The sequence below is a fragment of the Streptomyces lydicus genome (assembly GCF_000717345.1).
Taxonomy (GTDB): Bacteria; Actinomycetota; Actinomycetes; order Streptomycetales; family Streptomycetaceae; genus Streptomyces; species Streptomyces lydicus.
In genome coordinates this window covers 13793-27932 of the sequence record NZ_JNZA01000064.1, presented here as the reverse complement: position 1 = coordinate 27932, position 14140 = coordinate 13793, and the positions used below count along the sequence as shown (strand labels likewise).

General features: G+C 68.8%; 11 protein-coding genes and 2 pseudogenes. 10 read left to right on the top strand and 3 right to left on the bottom strand.

All coding sequences use genetic code 11. The features are described from left to right. Window positions 1–750, bottom strand: a pseudogene (locus OO62_RS38635) (cbb3-type cytochrome c oxidase subunit I); the annotation flags it as partial. 127 nt (window positions 751–877) lie between these two features. Between OO62_RS38635 and OO62_RS35075 the strand changes: the two are divergent. The 4 genes and pseudogenes from OO62_RS35075 to OO62_RS35060 form a co-directional block, all read left to right on the top strand. Then, window positions 878–1417, top strand: a complete 540-nt coding sequence (locus OO62_RS35075; RefSeq protein WP_033271765.1) for an RNA polymerase sigma factor — start codon at window positions 878–880, stop codon at window positions 1415–1417. Beyond that, entirely contained in the window at window positions 1410–2444 is a 1035-nt protein-coding gene (locus tag OO62_RS35070) for a CU044_5270 family protein (RefSeq protein WP_033271764.1), read from the top strand. The genes OO62_RS35075 and OO62_RS35070 overlap by 8 nt, the downstream gene beginning before the upstream one ends. Before the next feature lie 368 nt (window positions 2445–2812). Then, complete coding sequence (proP, locus tag OO62_RS35065; protein ID WP_228332428.1) at window positions 2813–4360, top strand: glycine betaine/L-proline transporter ProP; 1548 nt, start codon at window positions 2813–2815, stop codon at window positions 4358–4360. A gap of 165 nt (window positions 4361–4525) precedes the next feature. After that, a pseudogene (locus tag OO62_RS35060) lies at window positions 4526–5542 on the top strand (DUF2330 domain-containing protein); the annotation flags it as partial. A gap of 64 nt (window positions 5543–5606) precedes the next feature. Here the strand turns inward: OO62_RS35060 and OO62_RS38630 are convergent. Next, window positions 5607–6569: an AraC family transcriptional regulator gene (locus tag OO62_RS38630; RefSeq protein ID WP_078617519.1), complete on the bottom strand. Its 963-nt coding sequence runs from the start codon at window positions 6567–6569 to the stop codon at window positions 5607–5609. Between the two features lie 67 nt (window positions 6570–6636). On the opposite strand from OO62_RS38630, the gene OO62_RS35055 reads away from it, so the two are divergent. The 6 genes from OO62_RS35055 (at window position 6637) to OO62_RS35030 (ending at window position 12010) form a co-directional block, all read left to right on the top strand. Further along, the gene (locus OO62_RS35055; protein WP_078617518.1) at window positions 6637–7116 is read left to right on the top strand and encodes a DUF2000 domain-containing protein; all 480 of its coding nucleotides are present in this window, start codon (window positions 6637–6639) and stop codon (window positions 7114–7116) included. Window positions 7117–7179: 63 nt separating this feature from the next. Continuing rightward, a complete protein-coding gene (locus tag OO62_RS35050) occupies window positions 7180–7497 on the top strand; it encodes an antibiotic biosynthesis monooxygenase family protein (protein WP_033271763.1) in 318 nt (105 codons plus the stop codon). 805 nt (window positions 7498–8302) lie between these two features. Further along, complete coding sequence (locus OO62_RS39795; protein ID WP_129322965.1) at window positions 8303–8995, top strand: hypothetical protein; 693 nt, start codon at window positions 8303–8305, stop codon at window positions 8993–8995. Window positions 8996–9047: 52 nt separating this feature from the next. Continuing rightward, window positions 9048–10700, top strand: a complete 1653-nt coding sequence (locus tag OO62_RS35040; RefSeq protein WP_051733871.1) for an alpha/beta hydrolase — start codon at window positions 9048–9050, stop codon at window positions 10698–10700. A gap of 78 nt (window positions 10701–10778) precedes the next feature. Continuing rightward, a complete protein-coding gene (locus OO62_RS37285; RefSeq protein ID WP_129322964.1) occupies window positions 10779–11243 on the top strand; it encodes a hypothetical protein in 465 nt (154 codons plus the stop codon). Window positions 11244–11419: 176 nt separating this feature from the next. Further along, window positions 11420–12010, top strand: coding sequence for a GNAT family N-acetyltransferase (locus OO62_RS35030; protein WP_398742056.1), 591 nt, complete (start codon window positions 11420–11422; stop codon window positions 12008–12010). Window positions 12011–12039: 29 nt separating this feature from the next. Here OO62_RS35030 and OO62_RS35025 read toward each other — a convergent pair whose 3' ends face one another. Continuing rightward, window positions 12040–14106, bottom strand: a complete 2067-nt coding sequence (locus OO62_RS35025) for an MFS transporter (protein WP_033271761.1) — start codon at window positions 14104–14106, stop codon at window positions 12040–12042. Window positions 14107–14140 lie beyond the last annotated feature (34 nt).

Genomic DNA, 14140 nt, shown 5'->3' with positions numbered 1-14140 from the left:
GAAGTACGAGTCGGAGATGTGGAAGTCCATCGGCGGCGAGGCCAGGATGACACCGGTCAGACCACCGAAGGTGAAGGTGATCAGGAAGCCGACCGCCCACAGCATCGGCGTCTCGAAGGACAGCGAGCCCTTCCACATCGTGCCGATCCAGTTGAAGAACTTCACACCGGTCGGGACCGCGATCAGGAACGTCATGAACGAGAAGAACGGCAACAGCACGCCGCCCGTGACGTACATGTGGTGCGCCCAGACCGTGACCGACAGACCGGCAATGGAAATCGTCGCCGCGATCAGACCGATGTAACCGAACATCGGCTTCCGGGGAAGGCCAGCAGGACCAGCACACCGGTCAGCAGCACGTTCCAGGTGAAGATCGGCATCCGGAACATCGTCATGCCAGGCGCACGCATGCAGATGATCGTCGTGATGAAGTTGACCGAACCCAGGATCGTGCCGAAGCCGGAGAAGGCCAGACCCATGATCCACATGTCGGCGCCGATTCCGGGGGACGTTCGCGAAACCGGCGAACAGCGGCGTCGCGAACATCAGCAGCATGATCGTGCCGTGCATCGTGAACGCCTGGTTGAACTGCTCGTTCGACATGATCTGGTGGCCCGGCCGGGCCAGTTCGGCGCGCATCAGCAGGGCCATCAGGCCGCCGATACAGAAGAACGCGAAGGCGGTGGCCAGATAGAGCGTGCCAATGGTCTTGTGGTCGGTGGTCGTCAGCCACTTCACGGGGAGCTTCATGCCCGGTAGGTGTCCGGGGCCGCGGCAAACCTCACCGCCTACGGGCCCGAAGGGCCGTTGCGACCGGGTGCGAAGTCTCACCCGAGGTGGGTGTGAAGATCGGGGGCATGCCGGACACCAACGGTTCATGAGCACGGACGACGCCTTCGCCGACGCCTACCGCGCGCACTACTGGGCGGTCAGCCGCTTCGTGGCGCGGCGGCTGGACGGGCAGGCACACGACGTCGAGGAAGTGGTGGCGGAGGTCTTCTCCATAGCCTGGAGACGCCGCGCCGAACTCCCCGACGCCCCGCTGCCCTGGCTGTACGGGGTGGCCCGCAACTGCCTGGCCAACACGGTGCGCGGCCTGGGCCGCTACCGGCGGCTGCTGCGCCGCCTGGGCAACCACGAGGCGGCGCACCAGCGGCAGACCGTCGAGAGCCCGGACACGGAGCGGCCCGGCTCGTGGGTGCACGAGGTGCTGGCCCGGCTCTCCCCCGCCGACCAGGAGGTGCTGCGGCTGACCACCTGGGAGGAACTGACCGTCGAGGAGCTGGCGGAGGCCCTCGGGTGCGGTCCGGGCGCGGCGGCCATGCGGCTGCACCGGGCGCGCCGCCGCCTTCGCACGGAGATCGACCGTACGCGGATGACCGTGTCCGTACGAGCAGGAGACGACCGCCATGCATGACGAACTGGAGCTGCTGCGCGCGGCCAATCCCGTACCGGCCGGCGAAGGCCCCTGGCGGGACCGGCCGCTGGACGCCCGCGCCGAACAGGCCCTGAACCGTCTCCTGCACAGCAAGCGCACCCGGCGGGCCGGGCGGCGCCTCGTCCTGCGTGCCGAGGCCGCGGTGCTCGCGCTCGTCGCCGTGCTCGCCTTCACCTTCTCCGACGCCGGCAGCGGCCCGGCCGTCGCGGCACCGGTCGCGCTGGCGCCGCGCGCCGGCACCCCGGCGGTGTCGCTGGAGACGCTCGCCCGCAGGGCGGAGGCCAGGGCGCGCGCGGCGGGTGCCGCGGACGGGCCGCGCCGGGGCAGCCACCTGCAGAGCTGGTACCTGAGTCTGGAGTCCGGGCCGGACGCCGCGCCGCCCGTGACCGTGCCCGAGGAGCGCATCACCCGTTGGAACGCCGACGGCAGCGGCTCCGAAATGGTCGTGGCCACCGATCCGCGGCACCCGGGCCGCCCGGTCATCCATGACGACAACGGCCACTGGCGGACCGTCAGCGACGGCAAGGTCCTGCACCACAAGACCTATCCGGCGGGCTCCGAGGCCCGGCACAGCGGGCTGTCCGCCCGCACGGCACCGCCGACGGATCCGGCAGCGCTGCGCGACCACCTGGCGCTGCTGTACGGCGGGGCGGGCGGCATCAGCACCACGCCCCAACTCCTGGAGGCGCTCTCCGCGTTCCGCCAGGAGTGGACGCCGGGCCCCCGGGAGACGGCGGCGATGGTGCGGCTGCTGGCCGAGGCGGACGGGCTGCGGCCGGCGGGCGCGGTCACCGACCGGCTGGGCCGGCGCGGCCAGGCATACGTCCACGACGGCTCCGACGACCCGCACGGCACCGGCGGCGCCGCGAACGGGACGCGCCAGATGGTGATCCTCGACCCGCGCAGCGGTGAACTCCTCGGCTCGGAGGTCACCTTTACCGAGGCCCGGCCCGGCTTCGGAATCAAGGCCGGCGAGGTGCTCTCGTACGAGGCGTGGATGCCGTGACGCCCGCCCGAGTGGCGAGGGCGCACGGGATGGCCGATCCTTGAGGGACGCGACGATCCACAGCGGCGCGGCGGTGCAGGGCGCCGCCGCGCCGTTTCGTGTGCGAGCACCGGGACAGTGCCGCGTAACGCCGTGACACACATCACAACAGGCCGACGGTTGCAGCGGATCCCCGCGATATGGATCACAGCTCCACGCCCGGAGAATCGCTTCGAGAAAGTGCGTTTCCCCTGGAAGGAGCGGGTATACGGCTGACTGTGCGGTCATCCGGACACCGTCCGTAATGATCCAGTCTGCCCCTATGGTCGACCTTTGCCCGTCGCGAAACGGCGGGATTCGTTCCGCTTGCCCCACGGCGGAACGGTGTCATGCAGTCGTCCAAGAGAGCGCAGGCGAGCGAACACGTGCCGACGCAGTCCCCCGTCGCCCAAGGGCCCCACAAGCCGGTCGGCAACCGCGCCGACGCCGCATCCGGTCCGCTGGAGGAGAGAAAGCCGGCCCCGGAAGTGCAGTCATCGGGCGAGGTGACCGTCGTCGATCCCGTGATGGTCAAGCGCGCGGTGTCGGCGGCCGCGCTGGGCAATGCGATGGAGTGGTTCGACTTCGGCGTCTACAGCTACATCGCGGTCACCCTCGGGCACGTCTTCTTCCCGTCCGGGAACCCGACCGCGCAGTTGCTGTCGACGTTCGGCGCCTTCGCGGCGGCATTCCTCGTCCGCCCCATCGGCGGCATGGTGTTCGGCCCGCTCGGTGACCGGATCGGCCGGCAGAAGATCCTCGCGATCACCATGATCATGATGGCGGTGGGCACCTTCGCCATCGGCCTGATCCCGTCGTACGCCTCCATCGGCGTCGGCGCGCCCATCCTGCTGCTCGTCGCCCGCCTGGTGCAGGGCTTCTCCACCGGCGGTGAATACGGGGGCGCCTCCACCTTCATCGCCGAGTACGCGCCCGACAAGAAGCGCGGATTCCTCGGCAGCTGGCTGGAGTTCGGCACGCTCGCCGGCTACGTCGGCGGCGCCGGCCTGGTCACGCTGATGACCGCGCTGCTGTCCACCGAGGACCTCAACTCCTGGGGCTGGCGCATCCCGTTCCTGGTCGCCGGTCCGATGGGCATCATCGGCCTCTACCTGCGCATGCGCCTCGAAGAGACCCCGGCCTTCGCCCAGTTGGAGAAGGAGGCGCGGACCAAGGAGAAGGCGCGCCGCGAGGCCGAGAAGCGCATCGGCATCCGCGAGATGATCTTCGGTCAGTGGCGGTCCATGCTGCTGTGCATCGGCCTGGTCCTGGTCTTCAACGTCACGGACTACATGCTGCTGTCGTACATGCCGAGCTACCTCACCTCGGAGCTGAAGTACGACGAGACGCACGGGCTGCTGGTCGTCCTCGGCGTGATGGTGCTGATGATGGGCGTCCAGCCGTTCGCCGGCCGGCTCAGCGACCGCTTCGGCCGCCGCCCGGTCATCGCCGCGGGCTGCCTGGGCTTCCTGGTGCTGTCCGTGCCGGCCCTGCTGCTCATCCGGCAGGGGTCGCTGCTCGCCATCGCGCTGGGCATGGCCGCGCTCGGCCTGCTGCTGGTCGCCTTCACCTCGACGATGCCGGCCACGCTGCCCGCGCTGTTCCCGACCCGGGTCCGCTACGGCTCGCTGTCGATCGGCTTCAACGTCTCCGTGTCGCTGTTCGGCGGGACGACGCCGCTGGTGGTCACCGCCCTCATCGGCGCGACCGGCAACAAGATGATGCCCGCCTACTACATGATGGCGGCGGCCGTGATCGGCGGCATCGCCGTCCTGCTGATGTCGGAGAGCGCCCGCAAGCCGCTGCCCGGCTCCCCGCCGGCCGTCGAGAACGAGGCGGAGGCCCGGGACGCCGTACGGGCGGCCCGCCGCCCCGCCACCGCGGCCTCGACCGCCTGACCCACCCCCGTGCGGCGCACCCCGCCGCACGGCCCCAGCACCCACGCAGGCCCGTCCGGACCCCTCCGGCCGGGCCTGCGGCGGTTGGTACCCACCGGGAACCGGCCACCCCGCCGTCACCGTCTGTGGGGCGGAACAGGACGGCACGAGGCGGGGCAGGTCGCGATGGAACGGGGACGGGGAGCGGGCACGGGGCGCGGCGGGGAGGTGGGCCGGGCCGCGGCTGCCGCGCTGCGGCCCGGTGCACGGCGGCGGGCGCTGCTGGTGGTGTTGCTGCTGCTGGCGGTGCAGCTGGTGTCGCTGGCCCGGCCCGCGTACGCCTGCGGCTGCGGTGCGATGGTGCACGACCCGCGGATGACCATGGCGGTGCACCGGGAGACCTCCGCGGTGACCTGGGACGGGCAGACCGAGCAGATCGTGATGAGCCTGACGGTGGACGGCACCGCCCCGGACGCCGCGTGGATCATGCCCGTGCCGCACCGGGCCACGGTGCGGCTGGGCGACCCCGCGCTCTTCGGCCAGCTCTCGTCGCTGACCGAACCGGCCGTCGCACAGCGCCACTACTTCTGGCCCCGGAGCGGCGACTGGCCGTTCGCGGGCGGCTCGGACAGCGCCGAGGCGCCGCTGCCCGGGGCCCGCGGGCCGGGGGTCGGCGTGGTCGGCCGCGAGCGCCTGGGCCCCTTCGACGTCGCCCGGCTGACCGCCACCGACCCCGGCGCACTGCGCACCTGGCTGAAGTCCGAGGGCTTCCGGCTGCCCGCGTCCCTGGCGACCGAGCTCCGCCCGTACGTGGCGCAGCGCTGGGAGTACGTGGCCATCCGGCTCGCCCCCGCCGAGACGGGCCGCCCGCTGACGGGCACCCTCGACCCGCTCCGGCTGTCGTTCGCCAGCGAGCGTCTGGTCTACCCCATGCGTCTCTCCCGCCTCGCCAAGACGCCACAGACACTGGGGCTTTACGTCCTCGCCCCGCACCGGATGGAGCCGCGCAGCGCGCTCGGCGGCGCCCGGCCCGTGGTCTCCTTCGCGGGCCGGATCGCACCCGAAGGAGCGGTGCGCGCCCTCCTCCGCCCCGGCCGCAACGACGGGACCACCGGCGAAGCCCACCCACCCCACGGCTCCGGGACGACCTTCCTCACCGCCGTGGAACAGAGCTTCCCGCAGCCGCACCGCATCACCGGCGACCACGAACTCCGCCGCACCCCCCGGGACACCCCCTTCCGGCAGGTCAGATACACCTACGCGCTGCTCACCGTGGGCGGCTTCCCGGCCTGGTTGCTGACGGTCGGCGGGACGCTGCTGCTCCTGCTGGCGGGGGCGGTGACTCTCGCCGCCGGGGCCCGCGCGCGCCGGCCGGTGGCGGTGTACGTGCCCCCGCCCGGCGGAATGCCCCCGGTGTGACGCCGAAGCAGCGCACGAACCAGCGGTGGAAGTGCGCCTGGTCCGCGAAGCCGGCCTCGGTGGCCGCCTCCGCGGGGGTCCGGCCGGCGATGAGCAGCGTCCGCGCGCGGCGCAGCCGCAGCAGCCGTTGGAAGTCGCTGGGCGCCATGCCGTACTCGGCCCGGAACGCCCGGTAGAGCGCGAAACGGCTGCAGCCGGCGGCGTCCGCGAGGTCCTGGGCGGTCAACGGCTGGTCGTAGTCGGCGGCGAGCAGTTCGCGCACCCGCCGGGCCGCCCGCGCCCGGGCGCCCCCGGCCAGCTCGCGCGGCCCGGCGCCGACCACGCCGCGGGACGCGTTGCGCCGCACCATGGCCTCGACGGCCGCGCCGAGCCGCTCCTCCCGTACCAGCGGGTCCGCTCCGCCGGCCAGCGCCGGGTGCAGCCGGTGCAGGGCCCGGGCCAGCACCGGGTCGTCGACCACCGGGCGGTCGAACAGCGGCATGGCGCCCCGGCCGTCGGTGACGTCGTCGAGGACGGCGCGTACGACGTCCGGGCCGATGTGCATGATCCGGTAGGTGAAGCCGAGTTCGGCGGCCGCCTCGCCGTCGTGCGGATCGTCCGGGTTGAACGCCATCACCATGCCGGCGGCGCTGGTGTGGCCCGCGCCGCGGCAGGTGAAGCGCTGGGCGCCGGTCTCCGTCACGGCGAAGGAGTAGGCGTCGTGGCTGTGCGGAGCGAAGACATGGCGGACGAAGTGTGCGTGCATCGCTTCCAGGGGCCGGTCCGGATCGCGCCAGTAGCGCACCCAGTCCCCGTTCTGCTGCCGGCTCATCACCCCAGTCTGCCGCGCCGCACCAGCGTTCAAGACGGTCGTCCGGATGCCGGACGAGACTCCCCGTATGACCTCAACGACCGCTACGCCGCTGCCCACCACCGCCTCCGGGTCCGCCGGGGCCGCCGCCCCGCCCCTCCGCTTCGACACCAAGATCGCCGTCATCGTCCGCGACGACCTCGCCGTGTGGCAGAAGCTCAACGTCACCGCTTTCCTGGCGAGCGGCATCGCCCACGCCTCAGACACCGTCATGGGCAAGCACTACGAGGACGCCTCCGGGCACGGCTATCTGGCGCTGTTCCGGGAGCCGGTGCTGTGCTTCACCGCGGACGCCGGCGCACTGGCCCGCACCCACGCCCGCGCCCTCAGCCGCGCCGTACCGACCGCGCTGTACACGGCGGACATGTTCCGGACCGGCAACGACACCGACAACCGCGCGGCGGTCCGCGCGGTGGCCACCGACGACCTCGACCTGGTGGGCCTGGCGGTCTACGGCCCCCGCGGCACCATCGACAAGATCACCAAGAGTTTGAAGCTGCACGCCTGAACAGCCGTGCCACCCGCGGCCCTGACCCGCGCACCCTTCACCTCATGCGGCACGATGGTGATTATGAGCATCGTGAAGATCAACGTTCTGACCGTCCCCGCCGAACAGCGCGAGGTCCTGGAGAAGCGCTTCGCGTCCCGCGCCCACGCGGTGGAGAACTCCGACGGCTTCGAGTGGTTCGAACTCCTCCGCCCGGTCGAAGGCACCGACAACTACCTGGTGTACACGCGCTGGCGTGACGAAGAGTCGTTCCAGGCATGGATGGAAGGCCCCATGAAGGCGGCACACCAGGGCGGCAACGACCGACCGAAGCCGGCCGCCAGCGGCTCCACGGTGTGGACGTTCGATGTGGTGCAACAAGCCAAGCCGAAGACCGCGTAACTTCAAAAGTCCTCAAGCCTCGATGGCATGTGCTGCGTGCCGACAAAAGCCGCCGGCCAATCTGTGTGCACGTTGTTTGGCGGACGCTTAACGGCATCCGCGATCGCGACGTGTACATGGGCGCCGAAAGCATCGCGCTGACGCCGGTGGGGCAGAGGGAACGCTTCCGTGTCGCTGCCCCAGGCAGAGAAGGTCACCTTGCGCAACCCGGAAGATGAGTCGAACGCCCTAAGTGCCCGGCGACAGATCTGAGCCTCCATCTGGGTAGGCATTAGCCGGTCACTCTGTCCTCTCGCGATCTGCTGACGGGGCAGCGGTAATCGTTGCTGTGCGACTTGAGCAGGGCCTTGAGGCATGAGCGAGGCGAGTGCGGAAACTGAGGGTTTCGCGGTGGCCTGGGCCGCGAAATTCCCAGCTCTACGGCAAAATCGTCTGGTCGCATTCGACCGCATGCCCGTAGAGGCACACGCCGTCAGCCTGCTCCTGCCGGTATATGCCCTGGCGTGCCGTCCGCCACGGTTCAGGCAATCACAGATAGTTCTCGAGGACAGCGCCCTCGCGTATGCCCAGGCAACCAGGGGCGTGCACGCAGATAAGCACCTGGACACCTGCGGCAGCGACCGACCGAAGCATGCCGCTGGCCGGTTCCACCTTGTGGTCATTCAAGGTCGTACGACCAGCGAGCGAGGAACACCCCGGCACCAGCAGAAACATTCCTGCGGGTACGGTGGCTAAATCAAACCCCCCGTCAACACAACGTTGATATGATCGGTGCGGAAGTGGAACTCGGGGGGAGGACACAAGGGTGTCAGCCAAGACTTCTGTCGATCCGGGGGAATTACGGGCCGCCGCTCACGCGGAGGACTCGATTGCCCAAGACATGACGGACGAGAATCGCAAAACAATCAGCGCCACCAAGGATGCCGCGGCCTCGCTCAAGGGGTGGTCGTTGTCGCAAGCACTGGAGGCCACAGCCGGCAGCTGGAAGCCGTCTCTCGACGGCATGCGGAGCCGCGCCGAAACCGGCGCCTCCAACCTCAGAACCTGTGCCGATGGGCACGACTGGAATGACACTGCGGCATCCAAGGACTTCGAAGCAACAAACACCAAAGCGCAGTTCGCGCCGCAGACCATGTCCGCATCCGCCGGAGCCGGTGACTTGGGGGCGGTCGGCTCGGAAGGCCGACATGCCATGTCTGACGCTGGAATGCTGCGTGACAGCCTCACGCAGGATTCGGTCGGTGGTCCGGGGGCGGTCGGCTCGGAAGGCCGGCACGCCATGCCCGGCACCGCAAACCTGCGCGACAGTCTCACCACCGAGCCCGGCGCTCCGGGCACCGTCGGGTCTGAAGGAGCATCACCTACACCTCGCCAGCCTTTCGTGGACCGTGAGAGCACGCCGCAGCCCGGTCGCGGTCCTCGCGCGGAATGGACTGCCGATCGGATGCAGAATGCCGAGCCCATGCAGACGCCGACTACCGATTCCCCTTTCGGATGAGCGGTAGATAACCACGTCTGCATTGACCGCACCAACGGGGAAGAAAACAAACTTGACCAGTGACTATCAGCGACTGCTGAAGCAGGACTTCTCGGACTGCGACGAAGCATCCAAGGCATGGCACAAGCTGTCCACCCATATGGACGAGCTCAACGATCGGCATCGCACCAGGGTCACCGGGCCATTACATGCCAACTGGTCCGGGGACGATGCCGACGCCGCCCTGTACTACCTGGAAAATCTGGAAAGTCGTTTCGGTATCGTCCGCACCGAAGCAATGGCCATATCCGAAACGATCCGTCAGGCGACAGGCAAGATGCAGACCGCGCAGATTCGCCTGCGCAGCACCGTCAAAGAAATTGAGAGCGAGAAATTCTATGTAGATGACGAGGGCTCGGTCCATCGCCCTAAAGACAGCGACGAGGGCGCGACCGAGCAAGATCAAATCGAATTGTTCGACAAGCTCCAAAAATACCAAGCAGCGGTAGTTGGCTGCATTCTGTACGCCGAGGACGCCAGCGATGAGGCTGCCAAGGCACTGGAAAAACTCGCCGGGGACATTCTTCAGGGCAACATTGATGATGCAGCCGGCGAAGCGCGCGACGACGTCAAGCAGGTATCCAAAGATCTGGACCTCGGAAACACCACAACGCCGCATCCGCCAAGCGACCCCAAGAGTGCCGCGGAATGGTGGAAGCTTCTTCCGGAGAGCATGCGCGAATCGTACACAGCTCTCCATCCGGAAATCATCGGAAAGACAGACGGTTTACCGTCCGATGTCCGAGATGATGCGAACAGACTCGCTCTGGAGCAAGAGCTGGGCGCGATGGAGAATTCCGAGTACCATGACAAGTATTCCACAGATGACTACGAGAAGCGGTTCAGTAACCTGCAGGCCCTGCAGGCGGAGCTGGACAAGCGGGACGGCATCACCGGAGCAAAACAGCTCTACGTGCTCGGGTTCGACTCCCAGGGTGACGGAAAAGCGATGATCGCCATGGGTAATCCGGACACCGCTGACAACGTCGCGGTGAACGTTCCCGGTACCGCCACAACCATGGAATCCACCGGCGGGCAGCTCAGCCGGATGGACAGCTTGCAAAATGCGGCGAAGATCGCCGACGGCAACGCCAAGACATCCATGGTCTACTGGCTCGGATACGACGCTCCCGAGATCCCCGTCTCCCAGGCGGGCAACCTGGATGTCGCCGGCACAGGCCGCGCCGAGGACGCCGCACCGGCTCTACGGAACTTCACTCATGGGCTGCGGGCCTCACACGAAGGCCATCCGGCGAACCTCACCGTCATGGGACACAGTTACGGCTCGACGGTGGTAGGCGCTGCCGCCTCGCAGCACGGCGGCCTGGGTGCGGACAACATCGCTGTGGTCGGCAGTCCTGGAATGACCGTCGACAATGCAGAACAGCTCAATATCGACCCCGACCATGTGTACATGGGACGTGCCGAAGATGACGGCATCAAACGGGCGGCGGGGTTCAGTCTGGGCCCAGACCCCGCAGGAGAGGACTTCGGCGGGCACCGCTTCAAGGTGGACACGCATGGTCACAGCGGGTATTGGGACGAGACGGACCACGGGCCGAGTCAGAGTCTCCTCAACCAAGGAAAAATCATCGCTGGGGCGACACCTATCCAAGTTCCGAAGGACCCCTTCCGCCCGCAGGGGCCGATGGGACCGCACCCGTAGCCGATGAAAGCCCACCACATGAATCGCGTCCGATCCCTCGCGCTGATAGCTCTGATGACACTCCTGACGGGAGCCTGTATGTCCCAGCCCGATGACGGCCCCAACGCACCGCTGCCACGCAAAAGTCGTGCGGACACTCTGGCCTGGGCCAAGCAGTACACCTCGACAATGGCTCACTACGCGCAGGTGACCATCGCCGATACCCCCGCTCCGCAAGCGCACTTCGAGGACTGCGTCGGCAAGGGCGACGAGGTGGCGGACGACGGAAGGTTCACTCTCACCTACGCCACCTACGCCCGTCTTCCTGCCCAAGACCACATCGCAGCGGTCAGAAAGCTACGCGACGCTCTGAAGAAGCACGGGGTGGACGTCTCGGACTACACAGAGGACCTGGATCGGCCGGCGGTCACCCTGTACGCCAAGAACCGTGCAGAGCGCTTTCTGATCACTGCCGATAACACCATCAAGCCCGCGAACACGCTCCTGCTGGCGGTCAGCACCAGTTGCTTCCTTCCGCCCGGAGCCGAACAGCAGAAGTTCTGACCAGCGTTGGACCGCTACGGTCGCGGCATGAATCGCTTCGGGGTCACAAGGTAGCCGGGGCGGCCTTGCACGGCATGATCTGCGGCTGTGCCACTGTTCGGTGGTAGGACCGTGGCAGATGAGCCACCCTCAGGGAAGCCGCACCGCTCACTCTTCGAGGTGGTCCGGCCGCCACAATGGCGTCCATGAAGGAAGCCGCCGCACACCCGCTGCCCTGGGGCGTTGCCGTCGAGTCGGTCGATTCGGCGGATGCCAGGGCGTTGCTGCGGGAGTACTACACCGAAGTCGCGGACCGCTATTACGCGTTGCACGAGAACCGCCGGTCGACGTCCGAGGAGATCGAACAGGGTTTGGCGGAGTACCCGCCCGGCTATCTGGCGCCGCCGGACGGTGTGCTGCTGGTGGCCCGCCGGGGTGACGACGTGGCGGGGTGCGTCGGGGTGCGGCTGCTCGACGCGCGTACCGCCGAGCTCAAGCAGATGTTCGTACGGGCCGCACGGCGCGGGCGGGGCGCGGCCGGCGTGCTTCTCGTGGCCGCCGAGCGCGTCGCGGCCGAACTGGGCGCCGAGCGCCTCCGCCTGGACACCCGGCTCGACCTGGTGGAGGCCCTCGCGCTCTACCGGCGGCACGGCTTCAGCGAGATCGCCCCGTATCACGACGACAGGTACGCGGAGATCTTCTTCGAGAAGCGGCTGAGCGCGATCTGCGCGGAGCGATCCGAGCGGCTGAGCGGCGGGCGGAGAGGCCGCGGGTGGAGAGGCCGCTGAGCGCTGTACCGGTGCCTCGGGGTGAGGCGTCACTTCGCCAGGTCCGGTGGGCGGGGCGTGCGGGGTACGGGCCGGCGGGCGTCGCCGTTGTGGGGCTCCTCCGCGTCCGAGCCGCACAGCTCCGCCGTCAGCTCCTGGACGAGTTCGGTGAGGTCGGTGGGACGGTCCTTGGTCCACCAGTCGCCCAGCATCTGGGCGAGCGACTGCTGGCGGGCCTGCGAGAGCCGCTCGGCGTCCTCCCGGCCGCGGTCGGTGAGCAGCAGCAAAAGCCCCTCGCGGGTGGCCAGCCCGCGCTCCTCGACCTGACGGACGCTCTCGGCGATCACACCGAGCGGCACGGTGCTGCGCTCGGCGAGCAGGCCCGGTTCCACCGAGCCGTAGCGGTGGATGCGCAGCAGCAGCCAGCTGGCGGCCGGTTTGAGGTCCAGGCCGGCCCGTGCGGTGATCTTCTCGTAGATGTGCTTACGGCCCTCCGTGCTGCCGAGTTTGGACAGCGCGCGGGCGCACTCGTCGCGCGAGGAGCGCTCGACGGGGTTGGAGGAGAGCACCTCGGTGGTGTCGGGGGCGGTCACGCTGCTGCGCAGCGGCTCCTCCCGCAGGAACCACGCCAGGGCGAACGCCACCAGGACGACCGGGACGGCGTAGAGGAAGACGTCGGTGATCGAGGTGGCGTAGGCGTTGAGCACGCCCGTCGCCTCGCCGGCGGGCAACCGGGTGACGGTCCGTGGATCCTGGGCGATCCTCGACGGGTCGATGCCGGGCGGCAGTTGGCGCCCGGCGAGGGCGTCCGCGATCCGTGGCCCGAGCTTGCTGGTGAAGATCGTGCCGAAGATGGAGACGCCGAACGAGGCGCCGATGGAACGGAAGAACGTGGCACCCGAGGTGGCGACGCCCAGGTCCTGGTACGGGACGGCGTTCTGCGCGATGAGCACCAGCACCTGCATGACCAGGCCGAGTCCGAAGCCGAAGACGAAGAAGCAGGCGCTCATCTCGGCGACGCCGCTGGCCGGGTCGAGCCGGTGCAGGAGCAGCAGGCCGACCGTCACGACGGCGGTGCCGGCGATCGGGAAGACCTTGTAGTGGCCGGTGCGGCTGACGATCTGCCCGGATCCGGTGGACGCCAGCAGCATGCCGACCACCATCGGCAGCATGTGCACGCCGGACATGGTCGGCGACACACCCTGTACGACCTGCAGGAACGTCGGCAGGTACGTCATCGAGCCGAACATCGCGAAGCCGATGACGAAGCCGATGACGGAGGTGAGCGTAAAGGTGCGCAACCGGAACAGGCGGAGCGGAAGGACGGGTTCCGCGGCTCGGCGCTCGATGACGACGAACGCCCCGAGGAGGACGACGCCGAGCACGCCGAAGCCGATGATCTGCCACGAACCCCAGGGGTAGGTGACGCCGCCGAGCGAGGTCACCAGGACGAAGCAGGCGGCGACCGCGGCGATCACCAGGGTGCCCAGGTAGTCGATCCGGTGCGGGGTGCGGCGACGCGGGATGTGCAGCACGGCGGCGATCACGGCGAGCGCGACGATGCCGATGGGGACGTTGATGTAGAACACCCAGCGCCAGCTGAGGTGGTCCACGAACAGCCCGCCGAGCAGCGGCCCGAGCACGCTCGTACCGCCGAAGACGGCACCGAACAGGCCCTGGTACTTGCCGCGTTCGCGGGGCGGCACGATGTCGCCGACGATCGCCATCGACAGCACGATCAGCCCACCGCCGCCGAGCCCCTGGACGGCGCGGAAGGCGATCAGCTCGCCCATGTTCTGGGCGATGCCGCAGAGCACCGAGCCGATCAGGAAGATCACGATGGCGGTCTGGAAGAGCTTCTTGCGGCCGTACTGGTCACCGAGCTTGCCCCACAGAGGTGTCACGGCGGTCGAGGCCAGCAGGTAGGCGGTGACCACCCAGGAGAGGTGGTTCAGGCCGCCGAGTTCGCTGACGATCGTGGGCAGCGCGGTGGCGACGATGGTCTGGTCGAGCGCCGCGATGAGCAAGCCGAGCAGCAGCGCGCCGATCGCGACGAGGACCGCCCGCCGGGACCGGCCCTCGCCACGGATGACAGGAGCGCTGGTGTCCTGCGCCATGTGCGTGTCCTCCTGTTCCGGGGGCCGGTGTCCG